Annotated in this window: 22 protein-coding genes; 10 read left to right on the forward strand and 12 right to left on the reverse strand. The window is 60.6% G+C overall.

Features of this window, described 5'->3' with window-relative positions; all coding sequences use genetic code 11:
* Positions 1 to 2: 2 nt before the first annotated feature.
* From ACUY3D_RS06855 to ACUY3D_RS06875, 5 genes are all read right to left on the reverse strand, one after another.
* Complete coding sequence (locus ACUY3D_RS06855; protein ID WP_034655492.1) at positions 3 to 275, reverse strand: hypothetical protein; 273 nt, start codon at positions 273 to 275, stop codon at positions 3 to 5.
* Positions 259 to 1284 (reverse strand): class 1b ribonucleoside-diphosphate reductase subunit beta, encoded by a 1026-nt coding sequence (gene nrdF / locus ACUY3D_RS06860; RefSeq protein ID WP_012715216.1) that lies wholly within the window; start codon positions 1282 to 1284, stop codon positions 259 to 261. The genes ACUY3D_RS06855 and nrdF overlap by 17 nt, the downstream gene beginning before the upstream one ends.
* A 51-nt stretch (positions 1285 to 1335) precedes the next feature.
* Positions 1336 to 3531 (reverse strand): class 1b ribonucleoside-diphosphate reductase subunit alpha, encoded by a 2196-nt coding sequence (gene nrdE, locus ACUY3D_RS06865; protein WP_143334656.1) that lies wholly within the window; start codon positions 3529 to 3531, stop codon positions 1336 to 1338.
* A gap of 50 nt (positions 3532 to 3581) precedes the next feature.
* The gene (gene nrdI / locus ACUY3D_RS06870) at positions 3582 to 4049 is read right to left on the reverse strand and encodes a class Ib ribonucleoside-diphosphate reductase assembly flavoprotein NrdI (protein ID WP_005324049.1); all 468 of its coding nucleotides are present in this window, start codon (positions 4047 to 4049) and stop codon (positions 3582 to 3584) included.
* A gap of 115 nt (positions 4050 to 4164) precedes the next feature.
* Entirely contained in the window at positions 4165 to 4845 is a 681-nt protein-coding gene (locus ACUY3D_RS06875) for a metal-dependent transcriptional regulator (protein WP_448240682.1), read from the reverse strand.
* 138 nt (positions 4846 to 4983) lie between these two features.
* Here ACUY3D_RS06875 and ACUY3D_RS06880 point away from each other — a divergent pair, with 138 nt between their 5' ends.
* Both ACUY3D_RS06880 and ACUY3D_RS06885 read left to right on the forward strand, forming a co-directional pair.
* Positions 4984 to 5583 carry an ATP-dependent Clp protease proteolytic subunit gene (locus tag ACUY3D_RS06880; RefSeq protein WP_010190917.1) on the forward strand — a complete coding sequence of 200 codons (600 nt, stop codon included), beginning with the start codon at positions 4984 to 4986 and terminating at the stop codon, positions 5581 to 5583.
* Positions 5584 to 5604: 21 nt separating this feature from the next.
* Entirely contained in the window at positions 5605 to 6228 is a 624-nt protein-coding gene (locus ACUY3D_RS06885) for an ATP-dependent Clp protease proteolytic subunit (protein ID WP_070447792.1), read from the forward strand.
* Positions 6229 to 6281: 53 nt separating this feature from the next.
* Here the strand turns inward: ACUY3D_RS06885 and fabG are convergent, their stop codons facing one another.
* The 3 genes from fabG to ACUY3D_RS06900 are packed head-to-tail and all read right to left on the reverse strand — an operon-like array spanning position 6282 to position 8397.
* Entirely contained in the window at positions 6282 to 7052 is a 771-nt protein-coding gene (gene fabG, locus ACUY3D_RS06890) for a 3-oxoacyl-ACP reductase FabG (protein WP_070565114.1), read from the reverse strand.
* Between the two features lie 41 nt (positions 7053 to 7093).
* Positions 7094 to 7402, reverse strand: a complete 309-nt coding sequence (locus ACUY3D_RS06895; RefSeq protein ID WP_246819475.1) for an MFS transporter — start codon at positions 7400 to 7402, stop codon at positions 7094 to 7096.
* A complete protein-coding gene (locus ACUY3D_RS06900) occupies positions 7378 to 8397 on the reverse strand; it encodes an MFS transporter (protein WP_448240685.1) in 1020 nt (339 codons plus the stop codon). The genes ACUY3D_RS06895 and ACUY3D_RS06900 overlap by 25 nt, the downstream gene beginning before the upstream one ends.
* Positions 8398 to 8595: 198 nt before the next feature.
* Between ACUY3D_RS06900 and clpX the strand changes: the two genes are divergently transcribed.
* Positions 8596 to 9891: an ATP-dependent Clp protease ATP-binding subunit ClpX gene (gene clpX / locus ACUY3D_RS06905; RefSeq protein WP_070624520.1), complete on the forward strand. Its 1296-nt coding sequence runs from the start codon at positions 8596 to 8598 to the stop codon at positions 9889 to 9891.
* Between the two features lie 241 nt (positions 9892 to 10132).
* On the opposite strand, the gene ACUY3D_RS06910 is transcribed toward clpX, so the two are convergent.
* On the reverse strand, positions 10133 to 10876 hold the full coding sequence (locus ACUY3D_RS06910; protein ID WP_070519465.1) for a TetR/AcrR family transcriptional regulator: 744 nt from the start codon (positions 10874 to 10876) through the stop codon (positions 10133 to 10135).
* Positions 10877 to 11051: 175 nt separating this feature from the next.
* On the opposite strand from ACUY3D_RS06910, the gene ACUY3D_RS06915 reads away from it, so the two are divergent.
* On the forward strand, positions 11052 to 12014 hold the full coding sequence (locus ACUY3D_RS06915) for a malate dehydrogenase (protein WP_070530427.1): 963 nt from the start codon (positions 11052 to 11054) through the stop codon (positions 12012 to 12014).
* Here the strand turns inward: ACUY3D_RS06915 and panC are convergent.
* Both panC and panB read right to left on the reverse strand, forming a co-directional pair.
* Positions 12011 to 12832 carry a pantoate--beta-alanine ligase gene (gene panC, locus ACUY3D_RS06920; RefSeq protein ID WP_239248863.1) on the reverse strand — a complete coding sequence of 274 codons (822 nt, stop codon included), beginning with the start codon at positions 12830 to 12832 and terminating at the stop codon, positions 12011 to 12013. The genes ACUY3D_RS06915 and panC overlap by 4 nt on opposite strands.
* Before the next feature lie 11 nt (positions 12833 to 12843).
* Entirely contained in the window at positions 12844 to 13665 is an 822-nt protein-coding gene (panB, locus tag ACUY3D_RS06925) for a 3-methyl-2-oxobutanoate hydroxymethyltransferase (protein WP_448240686.1), read from the reverse strand.
* Positions 13666 to 13722: 57 nt separating this feature from the next.
* Here panB and ACUY3D_RS06930 point away from each other — a divergent pair, with 57 nt between their 5' ends.
* The 6 genes from ACUY3D_RS06930 to ndk are packed head-to-tail and all read left to right on the forward strand — an operon-like array spanning position 13723 to position 20114.
* Positions 13723 to 16461 carry a valine--tRNA ligase gene (locus tag ACUY3D_RS06930; RefSeq protein WP_070519473.1) on the forward strand — a complete coding sequence of 913 codons (2739 nt, stop codon included), beginning with the start codon at positions 13723 to 13725 and terminating at the stop codon, positions 16459 to 16461.
* Positions 16461 to 17990 (forward strand): bifunctional tetrahydrofolate synthase/dihydrofolate synthase, encoded by a 1530-nt coding sequence (folC, locus tag ACUY3D_RS06935; RefSeq protein WP_448240688.1) that lies wholly within the window; start codon positions 16461 to 16463, stop codon positions 17988 to 17990. The genes ACUY3D_RS06930 and folC overlap by 1 nt, the downstream gene beginning before the upstream one ends.
* Positions 17987 to 18433, forward strand: coding sequence for a DUF4233 domain-containing protein (locus ACUY3D_RS06940; protein WP_070530438.1), 447 nt, complete (start codon positions 17987 to 17989; stop codon positions 18431 to 18433). The genes folC and ACUY3D_RS06940 overlap by 4 nt, the downstream gene beginning before the upstream one ends.
* Before the next feature lie 48 nt (positions 18434 to 18481).
* Positions 18482 to 19327 (forward strand): alpha/beta hydrolase, encoded by an 846-nt coding sequence (locus ACUY3D_RS06945; RefSeq protein ID WP_448240690.1) that lies wholly within the window; start codon positions 18482 to 18484, stop codon positions 19325 to 19327.
* A 5-nt stretch (positions 19328 to 19332) separates the two neighbouring features.
* Entirely contained in the window at positions 19333 to 19644 is a 312-nt protein-coding gene (locus ACUY3D_RS06950) for a hypothetical protein (protein ID WP_070519479.1), read from the forward strand.
* A 59-nt stretch (positions 19645 to 19703) separates the two neighbouring features.
* Positions 19704 to 20114 carry a nucleoside-diphosphate kinase gene (gene ndk, locus ACUY3D_RS06955; protein ID WP_070519481.1) on the forward strand — a complete coding sequence of 137 codons (411 nt, stop codon included), beginning with the start codon at positions 19704 to 19706 and terminating at the stop codon, positions 20112 to 20114.
* Between the two features lie 137 nt (positions 20115 to 20251).
* On the opposite strand, the gene ACUY3D_RS06960 is transcribed toward ndk, so the two are convergent.
* Complete coding sequence (locus ACUY3D_RS06960; RefSeq protein ID WP_070565132.1) at positions 20252 to 20602, reverse strand: ArsR/SmtB family transcription factor; 351 nt, start codon at positions 20600 to 20602, stop codon at positions 20252 to 20254.
* Positions 20603 to 20658: the final 56 nt, after the last annotated feature.

Below are 20658 nucleotides of genomic sequence, written 5' to 3' on the forward strand. Positions count from 1 at the left end.
GGTCATGGGAGAAAGGGCTTGCAGCCAAAGGCCGGTGGTGGGCCGGCAGCGTGGGCGGCAGTGAGGAAGCCATCTACTTTGTCTCCTTCTTCATGGCGGAAGTACAGCTCGATGAGCCCTAGAAGCCCCCCGAGGACGGCCTCTCGTGCGGCGGATGTATTCAAAAGCCGCATGGCTGCGGGTTGGTTTCCTTCGCGGATGGCTTCAAACAGCGCGATGGTCTCAAGCCAGCTTCCTTGGTCCGGTCGCGGAAAAGGTTTAGAAATCCCAGTCATCATCACTCGTTTCTTCAGCAGTACCAATGACATAGGAGGAACCAGATCCAGAGAAGAAGTCATGGTTCTCATCTGCTCCGGGGGCTAGGGCGGCGAGGATTTCTGGGTTCACTTCCGTTTCTTCGGGCGGGAAATAATCCGGGTAGCCCAAATTCATGAGTGCCTTGTTGGCGTTATAGCGAACGAACACGGCTACGTCATCCATGAGTCCCAAAGGCTCATATAGCTCGCCGGAATAGTCCAGCTCTAGTGCATAAAGCTCTTCGAGCAAAGAAATGGTGAAATCATGCATTTCCTTCTGCCGTAGCGGGGTCGTGGATTCCAGACCGCGCTGATACTTGTAACCCGAGTAGTAGCCGTGCACTGCCTTGTCACGCAGAATGAGGCGAATCATGTCTGCCGTATTTGTCAGGGTGGCGTGGACAGAAAAGTGCAAGGGAAGATAGAAACCCGCGTAGAGAAGCAGCGAGGAAAGCAGCGTCGATGACACCTTGCGTTTGAGTGGATCCGGCCCAAAATAGTGCGCGAGCACTTTCTTGGCGCGTGCCTGGAGAAGGTCATTATTCACCGCCCAGCGGTATGCTTCATCAATTTCCTTTGTACTGCTCAGGGTAGAAAACACTGAAGAGTAAGAACGGGCATGGACTGACTGCATGAAGGCGATGTTGGTATACACGGCCTCCTCGTGTTCGGTGCGGGCATCTTGAATCTGACAGATTTCACCCACGGTGGCCTGGACAGTATCCAGGGTGGTGAGTCCCGTGAACACCCGCATGGTGAGGTTGCGTTCCTCGGGTGTCATCCTCTGCCATGCCGGGAGATCATTAGAAAGCGGGACCTTCTCTGGCAACCAAAAGTTAGCGGTGAGACGGTTCCACACTTCAAGATCCTTGTCATCGCTCACCCGGTTCCAATTGATGGCGCGGATGCGGGCTGAAGGATCATGCCGGTAGCTCGGCGGTGTAACTGAAATGCTGGTTAGTTCAGCACTGTTCGATGTTGAAGACATAGCTTCTTTCTTTCTGAGTGGATGGTTGTGGACAAGGGGAGGACCGTGCTTCTACAAAGCACAGGAGACGCAGCCTTCGACCTCGGTTCCTTGGAGCGCGGATTGGCGTAAACGGATGTAGTAGAGGGTCTTGATTCCGGCTTTCCAGGCATAGATCTGTGCCTTGTTGATGTCCCGCGTGGTGGTATCAGCGGTGAAGAACAAGGTCAGGGAAAGCCCTTGGTCCACGTGTTGGGTGGCCATGGCGTAGGTGTCGATGATTTTTTCGTATCCCACGGCGTAGGAGTCATCGAAATACTCCAGGTTGTCGTTGGTCATTTCCGGTGCGGGGTAGTACACGCGCCCCAAGCGGCCTTCCTTGCGTATTTCAATCTTGGAGGCAATCGGGTGGATGGACGCGGTGGAGTCATTGATGTAGGAAATTGATCCAGTGGGTGGAACTGCCTGCAAGTAGGCGTTGTAGATGCCATCTTGCATCACTTGATTCTTGAGCCGTAGCCAATCCTCGCGTTGGGGGATCTGTACGCCTGCTTCGTGGAAGAGCTGTTTTACGTGTTCAGTGGCTGGCGCCCAGTCTTGGTCGATGTATTTGTCAAAGTAGGCGCCAGTGGCATAGGTGGATTCTTCGAAGCCTGTGAATCGTTGACCTTTTTCAACCGCGAGTGCATGGGATGCGCGGAGCGCATGGTAGGTCACCGTGAGGAAATAAATATTTGTAAAGTCCAGTGCCTCGGCGCAGCCATAAGGAATACGCTGTGAAGCAAGGAAGCCGTGGAGATTCATTTGGCCCAGACCAATGGCATGCATGGAAGCATTTCCGTGAGCGATGGAAGGAACAGCTTCGATGTTCGTCAGGTCTGAAACCTTCGTGAGGGCACGCACTGCGGTTTCGACGGTCTCCCCAAAGTCCGGTGATTCAAAAGCCTTCGCAATGTTGAGCGAACCTAGATTGCAGGAAATATCCTGGCCAACGGTGGTGTAGTCACCCGAAGCTCCGTAGGTCGATGGCGTGTTGACCTGGAGGATTTCACTACACAGGTTGGACATATTGATATGTCCTTTGAGGGGATTAGCGCGGTTGACCGTATCCTCAAAGAGGATGTAGGGGTATCCGGATTCAAACTGAAGCTCAGCCAGCGTGGTGAAAAACTCGCGGGCCTTAATGGTCGTGTGAGAAATTCGCGGATTGGCAACCAACTCGTCGTAGTACTCGGTGATGGACATGTCAGACATGGCTACGCCGTACTCGCGAGTGATGTCATACGGGCTAAAAAGATGCATATCTTTGTTCTCTTTGGCCAGCCGGAAGGTTATATCTGGAATAACAACCCCCAGCGAAAGAGTCTTGATGCGGACTTTCTCATCGGCATTTTCCCGCTTGGTATCCAGGAAGCGAAGAATATCTGGATGGTGCGCATGCAGGTAGACGGCTCCAGCGCCCTGCCGGGCGCCCAATTGGTTGGCATAGCTGAAGCTATCTTCGAGAATCTTCATGACTGGGACTACGCCGGAAGCCTGGTTCTCTATCTTTTTGATCGGGGCTCCGGATTCGCGCAGGTTGCTCAGTAACAAGGCCACTCCACCACCGCGCTTTGATAGTTGCAGTGCAGAGTTCACGCTGCGACCAATGCTCTCCAAATTGTCTTCGATTCGCAGGAGGAAGCAGGAGACCATTTCGCCGCGCTGGGCTTTGCCTGCGTTGAGAAAAGTAGGGGTGGCGGGCTGGAATCGTCCTGTCATGATGTCATCCACCAGCTTTTCTGCGAGCTCTTCGTCGCCCTGTGCAAGGTATAAAGCTGTGGTGGCGACGCGTTCTTCGTAGCCTTCTAGGAATCGGGAGCCATCAAAGGTTTTCAGTGCATATGAAGTAAAGAACTTAAATGCGCCGAGGAAGGTGCGGAACTGGTGCTTAGCTCGATGAGCTCTGTCATACATGGCGCACAGAAAGGCGTCATCATAAAGCTCAAGGAAATCCCGCTCGTAGTACTCGTTATCAACCAACCATTCCAAGCGTTGCTTGGTGGAATCGAACTGATGCATGCGGGGAGCGACATGGTGCGTGACATAGTCTTGTGCTGCCTGAATGTCCTTGTCAAACTGGATTTTTCCAGAAGCGTCGAACAAGTTCAGCTGCGCGTTGAGTGCGTGGTAGCTCTTGCGCTTGCCGACACCGCCGGCATTGTTTGCTGAAGCGGTGCGGAGCGTAGTGCCATGAGGTTGTGTGGGGGTGGCATCGAGAGGCCACATTGTGTCTTCCAATCTGTGTGATGCGGATGGGTTCTTCATCTTGCGGGGGATTAATGGGGTGTCATCGTTAGCTGCTTTTGCTGCTCCCAAAACTTCTGAAGGCCCTGCTTTACGGCGGCGATGTCCTTCTGTGTGCCGAGAAGCTCGAAGTGATACAGCTCCGGTACGTGGCACTTGGCGGAAATGATGCGTCCGGCGACGCAGTAAGCACTTCCGAAGTTGGTATTCCCTGAGGTAATAACGCCCCGGATAAAGGAGCGGTTGATTGGGTCATTGAGGAAGTCGATGACCTGTTTGGGGACTGCGCGTTTGAGCGAGCCTCCACCGTAGGTGGGAACGATGAGTACGTACGGGTGTGAAACCTGGATCATCCCGGTTTTCTTGGGGCGCAGTGGAATGCGCACCGCGGGTCTATCTAAGCGTTCAACGAATCTTTTTGTGTTTTCTGAAACGCTGGAAAAGTACACCAAATCTGGTGAGTCTGACATGGCAATCCTGCTCATCCTGGCCTTAGCCATAAGTGGGATAGGTGATATTCGAAAAGACTAACTACGCAATGCCGTAGTTGCAACTACGGTCTAACGTAGTTTTGAAAAGGGCAGGTGAGGGCAGGATTAATACAAAGGGGAAGGTCTAAAGGCTGTGGTGTGCTACAAACACTGCGTCGGTAGCTGGGCGTCCAAGTACTACCCACTGAGTACTGCCGGCTACCTGTACTTCGAGCGATTCTGAAAAGGGCGTTCCTTCGCGCGTGCTAAGAACAGCCCCAGTGACGATGCCTTGCTCTTTGAGGAAGGCCAGCAGTTGTGGGTCGGAATCAGAAATGCGTTCCACGGTCACCTGCGATTGTGCACCGCTGTCGGTGAGACGGTGCGCACTGGGGATTGTGATCTGTCCATCAACCGTAGGGATAGGATCGCCGTGTGGATCCCTAGTGGGGTAATCAAGGACCTTATCCACACGTTCTATGAGCATGTCGGACACCGCGTGTTCGAGATTTTCGGCTTCATCATGGACCTCGTCCCACGTATAATCCAATGCTTGAACCAAAAAAGACTCAAGCAATCGGTGGCGGCGCACCATGACCAATGCGTACTGCCTGCCAAGTTCGGTTAACTCCACAGAGCCATAGGGCGTGTGTGACACGAGCCCTTGCTTCGACATTTTGCGCACTGCATCGGAGACCGAGGAGAGCTTGAGTCCCAGCTGTTTCGCTATAAGTGTGGCGGTAACGGGCTCGGATGACCATTCCTTTAGCCCCCAGATAGCTTTCAAATAGTTCTGGGTACTGGTGGACAGCTCGGAAACAGACATGAGTAAATGTTAACCCAGCTTCCGTATGCGCCTTTGGCGCTGCGCCCCAACGCTCATAGCGAACAGAGGCCAAGTTTGAGAGGAATGCCGGTAAGGTGGGGCCAGTTAAAGCATTCTTCACTTGAAGGAGAACCATTCATGTCTGAGAAGATTTCAATGAACTCGTCGTCTACGGGTATGAATCTGAGCGATAGCGTGTATGAGCGCCTGCTGCGCGAGCGCATTATCTTCCTGGGAACCCAGGTGGATGATGAGATTGCCAACAAACTGTGCGCCCAGATCCTCCTGCTGTCTGCAGAGGACCCCACGCGCGATATTTCGCTTTATATCAACTCGCCGGGTGGCTCCGTTACCGCGGGCATGGCAATCTACGACACGATGAAGTACTCGCCGTGCGATGTGGCTACCTATGGCATGGGCCTGGCTGCTTCGATGGGCCAGTTCCTCCTGTCTGGTGGCACCAAGGGCAAGCGCTACGCGCTGCCGCACGCCCGCATCATGATGCACCAGCCTTCCGCTGGTGTGGGTGGTACCGCTGCAGATATCGCCATCCAGGCTGAGCAGTTCGCGCAGACCAAGCGTGAGATGGCTGAGCTCATCGCTGAGCACACTGGCCAGACCTTCGAGCAAATCACCAAGGATTCGGACCGCGACCGCTGGTTTACCGCCCAGCAGGCCAAGGAATACGGCATCGTCGACCACGTCATCGAGTCCGTCAACGGTCCTATCACCAACTAGGGAACAAGGAGCTTTATCACTATGTCGAACCTTCAGATGCCTTCTTCCCGCTACGTTCTGCCGGAGTTCATTGAGCAGAACGCACAGGGATCGAAGACCACCAACCCGTATTCCAAGCTCTTTGAAGAGCGCATCATCTTCCTGGGCACCCAGGTCGATGACACCTCCGCCAACGACATCATGGCGCAGCTGCTGGTCCTGGAATCCCAGGATCCGGATCGCGACATTACGATGTACATCAACTCCCCGGGTGGCTCCTTCACCGCGCTGATGGCTATCTACGACACCATGCGCTACGTTCGCCCGGACGTGCAAACCGTCTGCTTGGGCCAAGCCGCGTCCGCAGCAGCCGTCTTGTTGGCCGCTGGCGCCCCGGGTAAGCGCGCCGCTCTGCCGAACTCTCGCGTGCTGATTCACCAGCCGCGCACGCAGGGCACGCAGGGCCAGGTCTCTGACCTTGAGATCGAGGCCAACGAGATCGAGCGCATGCGCCGCCTCATGGAAGAGACCCTGGCCGAGCACACCGGCCGCACCGCAGAGCAGGTGCGCATCGATACCGACCGCGACAAGATCCTCACCGCGCAGGAAGCCGTCGAATACGGTCTCATCGATACCGTCTTTGATTACCGCAAGCTCAACGCCTAAGTGAGCAAGCTTAAAGCCCCGCTGTCTAGTAGATAGCGGGGCTTCGGTCATGCCTAGGCTTCGTAGGGCGGCAGGATGGCCTCGGGGGACTCGGGGAGGATCTGGCCGCCGTCGATAATGAGGGTCTGGCCGGTGATGTAGCCTGCCTCGCGGGAGGTGAGGAAGGCCGCGGCATTGCCGATATCGCGCGGGGACCCTAAACGGTGCATGGGAATGGAGCGCGCCATCTGGTCGAGGTACTCCTGACCCTGGCCCTCCAAACCCTCGGTGAGGATGTTGCCTGGTAGAACTCCATTGATGGTGATGCCATCGCGCGCCACTTCCAGGGCGGCGGAGCGCATGAAGCCCTGCTGCGCGGCCTTCGAAGCGCCGTAGTGCGCCCAGCCTGGGTAACCGGTGTGCGAGCCGGTGATAGACGTCGTGATGACGATGCGCCCGTAGCCCGCCTTCTTCATGTAAGGCAGCGCCTCCTGCACCACGGTGAAGGTACCGTGCGTGTTGATGGCGAACATGGTGTCCCACTGCTCGTCGCTCATGTCCTCGAGCGGGCAGTTGGGGAAGACACCGGCGTTGGAACAGACAATGTCGATGCGGCCATAGCGCTTGACGACGTCCCCATAAAGGGTGCGGACGGAGTCGCGCGAGGTGACGTCGACAAGCAGGGCGTCCGCGCCGAGTTCTTCGGCGGTTTTGTGTGCGGCTTCTTCGTTGAGGTCAGCGATGATGACGGTCGCGCCGGCCTCGCGCAGGGCACTGACGATACCGCGGCCGATGCCGGCGGCACCGCCGGTGACGATGGCAACCTGGTCCTGAAGATCGAACATGTGAAGCTCCTTAGCGGTTGAGGGTGGCTCTGAGCCCCAGCCTAGGCCGCTACCGGTTGTGGCGTGCTGTGCTTTGTGGTCGCCGTGTAGGCACGCACGCCGATGAGGGAGAGCGCGGCCAGCACCGCGGTAACACCAGCGAGGGTGTAGAGGCCCGTCGGGGTCCAGCCTGTTTCGAGGAGGTAGCCGGCCAGGATAGGCGCGAGGGTGGCGCCGACGCGGGCGATGCCGATGGCGGCGCCCGTTCCCGTGGTGCGCAGTGCGGAAGGGTAGACCTCCGGGGTGACGGTATAGAGGCCGGAAATGCAGGCGTTGAGGCTAAGGCCTACGCCGACACCGAGGGCGAACATGAGGGGGGCACGGCGGTGGAGTTGATGAAGCCGACGAGGACGACGGAGGAGACAAGACAGAAGGCGATGAGCAGCGGGCGGGCGTCGATGCGCGTGGTGAATAGGCCGAAGAGGATGGCGCCGATAGCCCCGCCGAAGGAGAGCATGATGCCGCCGATGATGCCTTGTTGAGCAGTCAGGCCCTCGGCGGTAAGTAGCTTCGGGGTCCACTGTGAGGTGAAGTTGTAAGCAAACATGATGAAGCTGAATGCCAGCCAGAGCTTGATGGAGGTGCGCAGGAACTGTGGGGAGATGAGGTCCTTGTAGGACGCCTTGTGGGTGGTGCGGGGGCGGACGCTGACCTCGCTCTTGAGGCCGAGCTTGGCGGTGATGGTGCGCACGGCGTCCATGCGGCCGCGGGCGGCGAGGAAGTCGGCGGACTCGGGGACGACAGCAACCGTGAGGATAAGGGCCACGACGGTGAGCGTTGCGCCGACCCAGAAGATGGGTTGCCAGCTATCGAAGGTTGATGCGATAACACCGCAGAAGGATGCACCAAGGCCGTAGCCGGAGGCATAAATGGCGACGGCCAGTCCGCGGAAGCGCAGGTTGGAATACTCGCTGACGAGGACGGTGACGCAGACGAGGACGCCGCCGACGCCAATGCCGGTGATGAGGCGGAAGAAGAGGAGAAGGCTAAACGTTGGCGCGAGGGCGGTGAGAACGAGGCCGACGAGGTCGATGATGAGTGAGACGGTAATCAGTGTGGTGCGCCCGAGGCGGTCAGCTAGCGGGGCAAGGAAGAAGGAACCGAGGCCGATACCGATAAGCGCGGCGGAGAGGAGCCAGCCTAGGGAGGAATTGGACAAGGCGAACTCTTCGCTGACAGGTCCGGCGCCGAAGGCCATGGCCACCATGTCGTAGCCGTCGAGAGTGTTGAGGAAGAGGGCGATGGCGATGATGAGCCACTGGCGCGCGCCCATGGGGGAGCGGTCGATGAGTTCGCGGATGTCCATGAAAGTCTTTCTGCTGATGGAGAGGTTTCGATGTAAGTTAGTGAACCGCTCTGTCTATGTCCATTAACTGCCGTTTTAAATTCAGTGGCGCGCCGCCGCGCGAGGAATAGCGCTCGGGTCTGGGTGGTTTACTAGAGTGGAATGGACTGCGGTAAAATCGCTCCACCCAACCCCAGAGAAAAGAGTTGAAAGGCCTTCATGGCACGTATGCAAGAAAGCGCTGACCTGCTCAAGTGTTCCTTCTGTGGAAAGAGTCAGAAGCAGGTGAAGAAGCTTATCGCCGGCGGCGGCGTCTACATCTGTGACGAGTGCATCGAGCTCTGCAACGAAATCATCGAAGAGGAGCTCGGCGCGGCTCAGGCTGAGGCGGACGAAGAGAAGGAAATGCGCCTTCCGCGTCCTTCGGAGATTTCGGCTTTTCTGGATAAGTATGTCATCGGCCAAGACCAGGCCAAGCGTGTGTTGTCGGTGGCTGTGTACAACCACTACAAGCGCATCAAGGCTGAGGAAGCCGCCGGCCTGGAGGGCCGTCGGAAGAAGACTCAGGATGAAGAGGTGGAGATTGCCAAATCCAACATCCTGATGCTGGGCCCGACGGGCTCCGGCAAGACCTACCTGGCGCAGACCCTGGCGCGTTTGCTCGACGTCCCCTTTGCCATCGCGGATGCCACGAGCCTGACCGAGGCCGGTTACGTGGGCGAGGATGTTGAGAACATCCTGCTCAAGCTGCTGCAGGCTGCGGACTTTGATGTGGAGCGCGCGCAGCACGGCATCATCTACGTCGATGAGGTGGACAAGATCTCCCGCAAGTCGGAGAACCCCTCGATTACCCGCGATGTGTCCGGTGAGGGCGTGCAGCAAGCGCTGTTGAAGATCCTCGAGGGAACCGTGGCGGCCATCCCGCCACAGGGCGGGCGCAAGCACCCGAATCAGGAGTTCATCCAGCTGGATACGACGAACATCCTCTTCATCGTGGCCGGTGCTTTCGCGGGCTTGGACAAGGTGATTTCGGAGCGCGTGGGCAAGAAGGGCGTGGGATTCGGCGCCAAGCTGGAGAGCAAGGACGAGAAGGAGTCCGTCGACTTCTTCTCCCAGGTGCGCCCAGAGGACCTGGTGAAGTTCGGCCTCATCCCGGAATTCATCGGCCGCCTTCCGGTGGTTGCCACGGTGGACAACCTGGACCGCGAATCGCTGGTTAAGGTATTGGTGGAACCGAAGAACTCCCTGGTCAAGCAGTACCAGCGCCTGTTCAGTATGGATGGTGCGGAGCTGCACTTCGAGGATGCGGCGCTGGAGGCAATTGCCGAGCTAGCACTCGAGCGCAAGACCGGTGCCCGCGGCCTACGCGCCATCATGGAGGAGCTGCTCGTTCCCATCATGTATGACCTTCCGGACCGCGAGGACATTGCCAGCGTCCACATCACGCAGGACTGCGTGACTGACGGCGGCGAGCCGGAGTTCGTGTACTCGGATGAGGCGAAGGAATCCGCCTAAACGGCATCTTATAAAAGGCATCTTCACGGCTGAAGATGCCTCTTGCGCTGTCTAAAAGGCGTTTTCAGGCCTAAAAACGCCGTCTGTCAGATGCCATCTTCGTGCTGGGGGGCAAAGGAACCAGATGAGTGGGACCATTTAGCTATGGCGCGAGATCGTGACCTGGGATTATGCACGGGCCGGCGGGTAAATGGTTCCTTTACTGTGGTTTTATTGCTCGCCCGGTGCTGGGAAGAGGGTTCTACTCGTAGAGGTCCCGGGACACGTCGCCTTCGTCCTCGGTGGAGTAGACGTCCAAGGGCGCGGATTCGGCTTCCAGCTCGGTCTCGTTCTGCTTGAGGTAGGACTCAAAGCCAATGTCGGGGATGTTCGCCGTGAGGAAGGCCAGCACGGCATCGACGGCCATGCGGTGCAGACCCTCGGTGTTGTTGTGGGTGTGCATATCGATGTCGAGCAGATTGCTCATCATCGCGTGATTTGTCACCCGGTACATCGTCAGCGCCGAAATCAGAGTGAAGATATCGTTCGCAGAAATGCCCGGGCGGAAGGCGCCGGAATCTTGGCCCAGCATAAGCAGCCTGTCGAGGTGGAGGGAGATCGCTGAAACGTCGACAAGCGCGTGCGAGGACTCCAGCACACTGTGAGAGGACTCCATCGTCAGCATCCGGATGGCCTCCGGGTTGTCCACGTGCTGGCGGAACATCCAGTCCACCAAAGTGCGCACGCCCTCTACCGGGACCGCGGAATTGATTTCCAAGCTGCCCTCCGGAGGGTTGAGCCGCTGGGCAGCTGCAGCCAATGCCTGCTGGTAGAGGCCCTTTTTATCCCCGAAGTAGTAATGGATCATGCGCTTGGACATTCCAGACAGCTTCGACACGGTTTCGAGCTTGGTATCGGCATAACCGTGCTCAGAAAACTGCGCTATCGCAACATCGATCACGTGCTCAACAGAGCCGGAGTCGACCGTTGCAGTCTCAGTGCTCATGGAAAGTCCCGTCTAGTCGATGAATATGCGTACAGTTGTCCACTATGCCGAAAAAAGACGGCCATGGAGTTCAAGTGCAAAGAACTCGCATCTTTCGGGGGTAAAATCACACCCCATGGGGGCGAAAAACGGGACTAGGGTGGGGAAGTGAGTACCCAGCCGAAAGGATTCACACATGACTGCTTCTCAACCCGTCAAGATCACCGTGACCGGCGCCGCCGGCAACATCGCGTACTCCCTGCTGTGGCGCATCGCTGCCGGCGATGTCTATGGCAAGGACACTCCAGTTGAACTCGCATTGCTGGAAATCCCGGACGCCGTTGGTGCCGCTGAGGGCGTGGCCATGGAACTTAATGACTCCGCCTTCCCGCTCCTTCGCGGCATTACCGTCACCGATGATCCGGAGGTGGCCTTCAAGGACACCAAGGCCGCTTTCCTCGTGGGCTCCCGCCCGCGCACCAAGGGTATGGAGCGCGCTGACCTGTTGGAGGCTAACGGCGCTATCTTCACTGTGCAGGGCAAGGCGCTGAACGCCGTCGCCGCACGCGACGTTCGCGTCCTCGTCGTGGGTAACCCGGCCAACACCAACGCCTATATCGCCGCGAACAGTGCTCCGGACCTGGACCCGAGCCAGTTCAGCGCGCTCATGCGTCTGGACCACAACCGCACGCTGAGCCAGGTGTCCCTCAAGACGGGCGTGCCCACCGCGGAGCTGACCAAGGTTGCCGTTTGGGGCAACCACTCCGCCTCCCAGTTCCCGGACCTGACCTACTCCAACGCCGAGGTAGATGAGACCTGGTACAAGGAGGAGATGATTCCGAAGGTGGCCAAGCGCGGCGCCGAGATCATCGCCGTGCGTGGCCGCTCCTCGGCAGCCTCCGCAGCATCCGCCGCGGTGGATCACATGCACGATTGGATCCATGGCACCGAGGATTGGCGCACCGCCGCCATCGTTTCGGATGGTTCCTATGGCGTGGACGAGGGGCTCGTCGCAGGTTTCCCCACCGTCTCCCGCGACGGAAAGTGGGAAATCGTCCAAGGCCTGGAGCTTAGTGACTTCCAGAAGGAGCGCATCGAGGCCTCCGTGCAGGAGCTGCGTGAGGAGCGCGAGGCCGTAGCCCACCTGCTGAAGGGCTAAGCTTCCAGCACCAAGTTATCGATGAGTCGCACCGGCCCCACCTGCGCTGCAACCAGCGCCAAGGCGGGCCGGTGTTGTGTATCTACGGGCTCGAGCGTGGCGGGGTCCACCACGGTGAGGTAATCCACCGTCACGCCGGGGGAGGTGGCGAGCTGGGCCTCGGCTTCTTTGAGCGAGGCGCCATCCTGCAGCGCGAAGAGCGCCTGGGATAGGGCGACCGCCTGCTCACGCTCGGCGGCACTGAGGCGTGCATTGCGGCTGGACTCGGCCACGCCGTCCGTTGCGCGCACGATGGGCACGCTGATGATGTCCAGCGGCAGGTCGAGGTCCGCCACCAGGCGGCGGATGATGGCTACTTGCTGCGCATCCTTTTGCCCAAAATAAGCGCGGTCTGGTGTGACAAGGTGAAACAGCTTGCTCACCACGGTGGCCACGCCATCGAAGTGGCCGGGGCGCGAGGCACCTTCCAAGACCGAGCCCATCTCACCCGTGCGCACCCACACCCGCGGGGTACCGCCCGGGTACATTTCCTCCACGCTGGGGGCGAAGACCGCATCGACTCCCAACGAGTCCAGCAGCGCGGCATCCGCGTCGAGGGTGCGCGGGTAGGCGCGGTAGTCTTCGCAATCGCCCAGGTCCGTGAACTGGAGGGGGTTGACAAAGACCGAGCACACCACGGTGTCGTTGTCTTCGCGGGCGCGGCGAATGAGGGAAGCGTGGCCGTCGTGAAGCGCGCCCATCGTGGGTACCAAGCCCACGGAGCCGGACGTTGCCGCGCGGAAGGCACGGAGTTCGGATTTAGTTGTGAGGATCTGCATGGCTTAAGACCTTAGTCCTCGAAGGACTCCTCGGCGTTGGGGAAGGAGCGTTCGTTCACATCGGACACGTACTCCTTCGCGCCCTCCAGCAGTGCGCCGCGCAGATTCGCGTAGCGGCGCACAAATCGCGGCGCCTTGGGCCCGCCCAGGCCGAAGGCATCGGTCCACACCAGAATCTGACCGTCGGTCTGCGCGCCGGCGCCGATGCCAATGGTGGGGATAGGCAGCTCCTTGGTCACCTGCTCAGCAAGGGCTGCCGGGACCATCTCCAGCACCACGGCGAAGGCGCCGGCCTCGGCGAGGGCGCGGGCGTCGTCGTGAAGCTTCTCCGCACCGGCACCCCGGCCTTGGACTACGAAGCCACCCAAGGCGTGGACCTGCTGGGGTGTAAAGCCAATGTGGGCGCAGACGGGGATGCCGGCGGCGACAAGCGCGGCAACAATCGGTGCGCGCTCCGCACCGCCCTCCAGTTTCACGGCCTGCGCGCCGGTTTCCTTCATGACGCGCACCGCGGTCTCGAGTGCCTGGGAGGGGCCGTCCTCATAGGAGCCAAAGGGAAGGTCCACCAACACGAAGGCACGGGAGGTCGATGCAACCACCGCGCGGGCCAGCGGAATCATCTCATCCAGGGTGAGCGAGAGCGTGGTTTCGCGGCCCAGGACCACGTTGGCCAGGGAATCGCCGACGAGCAGGAGATCTACCCCGGCTTCATCGAAGATTTCGGCGGTCATGCAGTCATAGCTCGTCAGGCACGCGAAGGCCTGAGAGTTTTCTTTAGAGCGGGCGAAATGGCGGGTGCGGAGACGGGCGCGGTGGCCAGGGTTGTGAGACATGCCCTTACTCTAGACACGGCGCTGGTGCCAGTTGACGCACAGGGTAGAGTTGGCCAGGTGACTGATCAGAATAAAGAGCAACTCGTTGGCACCAACCGCGCGGACCAGCTTCCCAAGTCCTGGGAGCCGCAGGCAGTAGAGAAGGACCTCTACGAAGGCTGGGTAAGCGCCGGTTACTTCACCCCGGATGCTTCCTCGGAGGCGGAGCCTTATTCCATCGTGCTGCCGCCGCCGAACGTCACCGGCCAGCTGCACATGGGCCACGCCCTGGACCACACTCTGATCGACTCCATCATTCGCCGCAAGCGCATGCAGGGTTATGCCACCCTGTGGCTGCCGGGTGCTGACCACGCCGGTATTGCTACCCAGACCAAGGTGGAGGCCCGCCTGCGCGAGCAGGAGGGAAAGAAGCGCTGGGACTATGAGCGCGAGGAATTCATCAACAAGGTCTGGGAGTGGAAGGAAGAATTCGGCGGCACCATCCAGAACCAGATGCGCGCCATCGGTGACTCGGTGGACTGGTCCCGCGAGCGCTTCACCCTGGATGATGGCCTCTCCCGCGCCGTGCAGACCATCTTCAAGACCCTCTACGACGAGGGCATGATCTACCAGGCCAACCGTCTGGTTAACTGGTCCCCGGTGCTGGAGACCGCGGTGTCCGATATCGAGGTCGTGTACAAGGACGTCGAGGGCGAGCTCGTGTCCATTCGTTACGGCTCGCTGAACGACGACGAACCGCACCTCATCGTCGCCACCACCCGTGTGGAGACGATGCTGGGTGACGTCGCCATCGCCGTCCACCCCGATGACGAGCGTTACGCCCACCTGGTGGGTAAGGAGCTGCCGCACCCCTTCCGCGATGATTTGAGCCTGAAGATCATCGCCGATGATTACGTGGACATGGAATTCGGCACCGGTGCCGTGAAGATCACCCCGGCGCACGATCCGAATGACTACGCCATGGGCCTGCGCCACGACCTGGACATGCCCACCATCATGGACACCACCGGACACATCGCGAACACCGGAACGAAGTTCGACGGCCTGACCCGCGAGGAAGCCCGCGTGGAGATCCGTGAGGCGCTGCGCGAGCAGGGCCGCATTGTCAAGGAGATCCGCCCTTACGTCCACTCCGTGGGCCACTCGGAGCGCTCCGGCGAGCCGATTGAGCCGCGCCTGAGCTTGCAGTGGTTCGTGGCCGTGGAGAAGATGGCGAAGATGTCCGGTGACGCCGTCCGCGAGGGCGATACCACCATCCACCCGAAGTCCCTGGAGCCGCGCTACTTTGAGTGGGTCGATGACATGCACGATTGGTGCATCTCCCGCCAGCTGTGGTGGGGCCACCGCATCCCGATCTGGTACGGCCCGGAGGGCGAGGACGGCCAGCGCGACATTATCTGCGTCGGCCCCGACGAGGAAGCCCCAGAAGGCTACGTCCAGGACCCGGACGTTCTGGATACCTGGTTCTCCTCTGCGCTGTGGCCTTTCTCCACGATGGGCTGGCCGGAAAAGACCGCCGATCTGGAGAAGTTCTTCCCCACGAACGTGTTGGTCACCGCCTATGACATCCTCTTCTTCTGGGTCGCCCGCATGATGATGTTCGGCACCTTCGCCGGCGCCCACACCCCGGAGCTGCTCGGTGAGGGCAAGGACGGCCGCCCGCAGGTTCCGTTCACGGATATCTACCTGCACGGCCTGGTGCGCGATGAGCAGGGCCGCAAGATGTCGAAGTCCTTGGGCAACGGCATCGACCCGATGGATTGGGTGCGCGACTATGGCGCGGACGCACTGCGCTTCACCCTGGCCCGCGGCGCGAACCCGGGCGTGGACCTGCCGCTGGCTGTCGATGCCGCCGCTGCCGGCCGCAACTTCGCCACCAAGCTCTTCAACGCCACCAAGTTCGCGCTCATGAACGGCGCGGGCGTGGCTGAGCTGCCGGCACGCGACGCGCTGACCGACGCCGACCGCTGGATCCTCGACCGTTCCGAAGAGGTCCGCGCCAAGGTGGATTCCTACCTGGATGATTACCAGTTTGCCAAGGCCAACGAGCTGCTCTACCACTTCGTGTGGGATGAGCTGTGTGACTGGTACCTGGAGATTGCCAAGACCCAGATCCCGCGTGACTTCGATGGGGCGAGCGCCGAGGAGCAGGCTACCGGACGTACGACCCAGATCGTTCTGGGCCGCGTTCTTGATCTGGTTCTGCGTTTGCTGCACCCGACGATGCCGTTTGTCACCGAGGTCCTGTGGAAGGCCCTGACCGGTGGGGAGACCATCGTCACCGCGCAGTGGCCTACCCAGGAGCACACCAACGGCGGCGCCGAGAAGGACGAGGTAGCCGCCCGCCGCATTCAGGACGCAGACAAGCTCATCACTGAGCTGCGCCGCTTCCGTTCCGATCAGGGTGTCAAGCCTTCCCAGAAGGTCCCGGGCCGCCTCGACTTCGCCGCGGCCGACCTGCAGGAGCAGGAAGGGCTCATCCGCAACCTGGCCAACACCACCGAGCCGGGTGAGGACTTCACCGCGTCCGCCTCCATCGAGGTGCGCCTGTCCCAGGCCACCGTCGAGGTCACCCTGGACACCTCCGGCGCCGTCGACGTCGCCGCAGAGCGCAAGCGCCTGGAGAAGGATCTGGCCAAGGCCCAGAAGGAGCTGGACCAGACCGGCAAGAAGCTGGGTAACGAGGCCTTCCTGTCCAAGGCGCCGGAGGCCGTCGTGGAGAAGATCCGCGTGCGCCAGCAGGTGGCTCAGGAAGAAGTCGAGCGCATCACCGCACGTCTGGAGGGGCTCAAGTAGTGGCGGGGGAGAAAGACCGCGAGGAATTTGAGGTCGTCGATGCCCTCGCGGAGGGCACCGATGGCGGGCCGGTCGAAATCACCGACTCCGGCCTAACGCTCAACCTCGGCGGCGAGGATGACTACGAGGAGGCAGCGCCCGAGCAGGCCACGCCGGAGGAGCTCGCGGAGCTGGCTCAGGTGACCGCGGAGCTCAACGCGCGTGCCCCGGAGACTATCATTGAGCCCAGCCTCGAGCGCATCGAGATGCTCATGGATCTCTTGGGCAACCCGGAGCGTTCCTTCCACGTCATCCAGGTTGCAGGCACCAACGGCAAGTCCTCGACCGCGCGCATGATCGATTCGCTGCTGCGCTCCTTCCACCGCCGCGTAGGCCTAGTGACCAGCCCGCACTTGCAGCTAGTCACCGAGCGCATCGGCATCGACGGCCACCCCATCCACCCGCGCGACTTCGTGCGCATTTGGCGCGAAATCAAGCCCTATGTGGAAATGGTGGATTCCCGCTCCGACATCCCCATGTCCACCTTCGAGGTGCTGGTGGGTATTTCCTACGCGGCCTTCGCCGATGCGCCCATCGACGTCGCCGTGGTCGAGGTTGGCCTTGGCGGCACGTGGGATGCCACGAACGTGGTCAACGCGGAGGTAGCCGTGGTCATGCCGGTGGGTCTCGACCACACGGATTACCTCGGTGACACCATCACCGAGATCGCCGGTGAAAAGGCCGGCATCATCAAAGCCCGCGAGCACGATGCTGACGACGTGCTCACGCCTGGGGAGAACATCGCTATCATCGCCGAGCAGGAGCCGGAGGCCATGCGTGTGCTGCTGCAGCGCACCGTCGACGTCGGCGCCGGCGTAGCGCGCGCGGGCTCCGAGTTCGCCGCGCTGGAATCCCGCATTGCCGTCGGCGGCCAGCAGCTCACCATCCAAGGTCTCGGCGGCCTCTATGAGGACATCTTCCTGCCGCTGCACGGCGAGCACCAAGCCAAGAACGCGGCCGTCGCCTTGGCGGCGGTGGAGGCTTTCTTCGGGGCGTCGCCAGGCAATCAGCTCGATATCGCCTCCGCGCGCACCGGCTTTGCCAAGGCCATTTCCCCCGGACGCTTGGAGCGCGTGCGCACCAGCCCCACGACCTTCTTGGACGCCTGCCACAACCCGCACGGCGCGAAGGCCCTGGCCGCAGCGCTCGACCGAGACTTCGATTTCGCGCGCCTCATCGGCGTGGTGTCCATCTTCGCCGACAAGGACGCCGCCGGCATCCTCACCGCCCTGGAATCCGTTCTCACGGAAGTCGTGATTACTCAGAACACCTCGCCGCGCGCCCGCGATGCCTATGAGCTAGCGGAGCTCGCCCGCGACATCTTCGGTGAAGAGCGCGTGTACGTCGAACCAGAACTGCCCAGCGCCTATACCCAGGCCGTGGAATTGGCGGAGGAGGCCGATGTGCAGTCCGGTTCCGGCATCGTGATTACTGGCTCGGTGGTCACGGCAGGTGACGCCCGCGCACTCTTTGGAAAGGAGCCCGCATGAGCCCCCGCAAACCCGTCCCCGAGGAGGAGATCGGCCCGCTCGGACTAGGCCAAGCGCCGGCCAAGGATCCCCTCAAGCAATTCGGTGGCATGGTGGTGGCCAGCTCCCTCACGCTGGAACTCATCACCTTGGTTTTGGCGCTGCCGATGCTGTACAAGCTGTATGACGGCACCCTGTGGACCCCGTTCAACTATGGCGTGGTCATCGGATTTATGGTGCTGCTGTTAGCGTCCTTCCCGTTCATGAACAAGCCCTGGATCGTCGGGGTATTGATCGTGTTCCACGTCATCGGCATTGTTCTTGGTTTCATGGTCCACTGGTCCGTGGCCACGATCTTCATCATCTTCGCCCTTCTTTGGGCTCTGGCGGCGTATATGCGCTCGGTGCTCGTTGCCCGCATGGACCGCGGCTACCTCACCACGCAGCACCTGACTGAGAAGTAGGCCGCCGCGGTGTATATCCGGCCGGAGCTGCGCGCGGGCGCAGCATTCATGTCTTTGTGGGATCCGACCAACCCGCTGATCCGCCGCGCCGGGCGTGTAGTTCCAGCGCTGTGGCCCGCCCCCTATATCCAGGGCGTGCGCACGCGGCGGGTGAGAAACGCCGAAATCCGCGCGACCATTTATAGCCCGGAGAACCCACGCGGCGCCGTGCTGTGGATCCACGGTGGCGGGCTGCTCATGGGCCATCCGCGCCAGGACGTCAAACACCTCAAAGAGACCGCCGCGGAAGTCGGCGTCACCGTCATCGCGCCGCGCTATCGCTATGCCCCGGAAAATCCCTATCCGGCCGCGCTTGACGACGTCCACTCGGCCCACCACTGGCTCCTCACGCACGCGGAGGAGCTGGGAATTAGTCCGGATCGGATTGTCATCGGCGGCCAAAGCGCCGGGGGAGGGCTCGCCGCCGCCCTGTGCCAGCGCCTCTATGATGAAGGCGGAATCCAGCCGGCGGGGCAGTGGCTATTTTGTCCGATGCTGGATGACCGCGCAGCGTCCACCGACCGCAACCCCATCTGGGATGCGGATTCCAACGCGCAGGCCTGGCGCTACTACACCAACGGCAACCCGGACGCGCCCTATGCCGTGCCCGGCCGCCGCGCGGAGCTTACAGGTCTGCCCCCGGCCTGGCTGTATGCGGGCAGCAGCGAGCTTTTCTACGGCGAGATTGTGGACTACGCCGAACGCCTGAAGTCCGCAGGCGTGCCCACGCAGTGCGAGGTTGTGGATGGCGGCGTCCACGCCTTCGAGTTGTGGGCTCCCTATACTGCGGAGGCGAAGCGCCTGCTCATGAACTCTCGCGTCTGGCTGCAGTCGACGCTGAACGCGCTAGACTAGCCGGCATGCTCTTTCTTCTCTACGGCCTGTCCGCCCTGCTGTGCATCGCTGCTCTCGTGGCCAAGCTGTATTTTGGCGGTTTTGCGCTGCCACTGGCGCTGTTGATTCCGGCCTTCGTCTTCCTCGTCGTCGGCGTGCTCAAACAGCAGCGCGACGAGCGCCCGGTGGAGTTTGCGGATTTGGAAGAATGGCACCGCGAGGAGCTGAAAGGCCTGCTGGAGAGCGGCCAATACGGCACGGCCGTGCGTCAAGTACAGATGTGGTTTCGTGGCACGAGCCATGAGCGCGCGGAGGAAATCGTGCGCCGCCTCACGTAGCGCTTAATAATTGGCCCACTGTCGGGACGCGGGAGCACCTGTTCTGTACTATGTTCCCTATGACTGAACGTACACTCATTCTCATCAAGCCGGACGGCGTGAAGAACGGCCACGTGGGCGAGATCATCTCCCGCATCGAGCGCAAGGGCCTGAAGCTCGTCGCCATGGATCTGCGCGTCGCCGACGAGGAGACCGCAAAGAAGCACTACGCAGAGCACGAGGATAAGCCTTTCTTCGGCGATCTCGTTGACTTCATCACCTCCGCACCGCTGGTTGCGGGCGTTGTCGAAGGTGAATCCGCCATCGCCGCATGGCGTCAGCTCGCCGGTGGCACCCACCCAGTGGAGAAGGCCACCCCGGGCACCATCCGCGGTGACTTCGCTCTGACCGTTGGCGAGAACGTCGTTCACGGTTCCGACTCCCCGGAGTCCGCTGAGCGTGAGATCTCCATCTGGTTCCCGAACCTCTAAAGAAGTTCACCGCGCCTAGCGCGCAACAACGCCCGAGCAGTTCACAAAGATGAATGAACTGCTCGGGCTTTTGTCATTTCTGCTACTGGGCTGAATCCCGACCTGCGTGCTCGAGCGCAGATCGATTCGGGTGCGGCTTAGTCGAACGAGAGCAATGTGCGCAAGGCAGCAAAAGCGTCTTTGTGCACCTGGTGGGTGACGGTGCGGCCGCATTGCTGCTTCGATAGCAGGCCGGCCTCCCGCAGGCGTGCTAAGTGGTGGGAGACCGTGGGCTGGCTCAGCGCAGTGAGCTCGGTGAGTTCCGTGACGCTCATGGGCCCACAGCCTTCATCGCACAGGATGGACAAAAGACGCAGGCGGGCTGGGTCTGCCAGCACTTTGAATTGCTGGGAAAAATGCCTCGCCTCGGCGTCGCTGAGCGGGCCCGTGCTTAAGGAGCAACACTTAGTGCCGGGCGCGCTGGTCTCGGGCGTGGAAGAGGAAGCCATGCGATCAGTATAGGGGTTATCCTTGCACCCTACGTTATATTGACGCATATCAATGC

This window comes from Corynebacterium guaraldiae (assembly GCF_053480195.1).

Bases quoted from the DNA above. Each gene is read 5' to 3' on its own strand.
- ACUY3D_RS06960 (WP_070565132.1), bottom strand. From the start codon at position 20,602: ATGGCTTCCTCTTCCACGCCCGAGACCAGCGCGCCCGGCACTAAGTGT.
- panC (WP_239248863.1), bottom strand. From the start codon at position 12,832: ATGCAGATCCTCACAACTAAATCCGAACTCCGTGCCTTCCGCGCGGCA.
- ACUY3D_RS06895 (WP_246819475.1), bottom strand. From the start codon at position 7,402: ATGTTCGCCCTCGGTGTCGGCGTAGGCCTTAGCCTCAACGCCTGCATT.
- nrdF (WP_012715216.1), bottom strand. From the start codon at position 1,284: ATGTCTTCAACATCGAACAGTGCTGAACTAACCAGCATTTCAGTTACA.
- nrdE (WP_143334656.1), bottom strand. From the start codon at position 3,531: ATGTGGCCTCTCGATGCCACCCCCACACAACCTCATGGCACTACGCTC.
- ACUY3D_RS06885 (WP_070447792.1), top strand. From the start codon at position 5,605: ATGTCGAACCTTCAGATGCCTTCTTCCCGCTACGTTCTGCCGGAGTTC.
- ACUY3D_RS06875 (WP_448240682.1), bottom strand. From the start codon at position 4,845: ATGTCTGTTTCCGAGCTGTCCACCAGTACCCAGAACTATTTGAAAGCT.
- ACUY3D_RS06950 (WP_070519479.1), top strand. From the start codon at position 19,333: ATGCTCTTTCTTCTCTACGGCCTGTCCGCCCTGCTGTGCATCGCTGCT.
- ACUY3D_RS06940 (WP_070530438.1), top strand. From the start codon at position 17,987: ATGAGCCCCCGCAAACCCGTCCCCGAGGAGGAGATCGGCCCGCTCGGA.
- ACUY3D_RS06915 (WP_070530427.1), top strand. From the start codon at position 11,052: ATGACTGCTTCTCAACCCGTCAAGATCACCGTGACCGGCGCCGCCGGC.
- ACUY3D_RS06945 (WP_448240690.1), top strand. From the start codon at position 18,482: ATGTCTTTGTGGGATCCGACCAACCCGCTGATCCGCCGCGCCGGGCGT.
- ndk (WP_070519481.1), top strand. From the start codon at position 19,704: ATGACTGAACGTACACTCATTCTCATCAAGCCGGACGGCGTGAAGAAC.
- ACUY3D_RS06855 (WP_034655492.1), bottom strand. From the start codon at position 275: ATGACTGGGATTTCTAAACCTTTTCCGCGACCGGACCAAGGAAGCTGG.
- clpX (WP_070624520.1), top strand. From the start codon at position 8,596: ATGGCACGTATGCAAGAAAGCGCTGACCTGCTCAAGTGTTCCTTCTGT.
- ACUY3D_RS06880 (WP_010190917.1), top strand. From the start codon at position 4,984: ATGTCTGAGAAGATTTCAATGAACTCGTCGTCTACGGGTATGAATCTG.
- fabG (WP_070565114.1), bottom strand. From the start codon at position 7,052: ATGTTCGATCTTCAGGACCAGGTTGCCATCGTCACCGGCGGTGCCGCC.
- panB (WP_448240686.1), bottom strand. From the start codon at position 13,665: ATGTCTCACAACCCTGGCCACCGCGCCCGTCTCCGCACCCGCCATTTC.
- nrdI (WP_005324049.1), bottom strand. From the start codon at position 4,049: ATGGCTAAGGCCAGGATGAGCAGGATTGCCATGTCAGACTCACCAGAT.
- ACUY3D_RS06910 (WP_070519465.1), bottom strand. From the start codon at position 10,876: ATGAGCACTGAGACTGCAACGGTCGACTCCGGCTCTGTTGAGCACGTG.
- ACUY3D_RS06900 (WP_448240685.1), bottom strand. From the start codon at position 8,397: ATGGACATCCGCGAACTCATCGACCGCTCCCCCATGGGCGCGCGCCAG.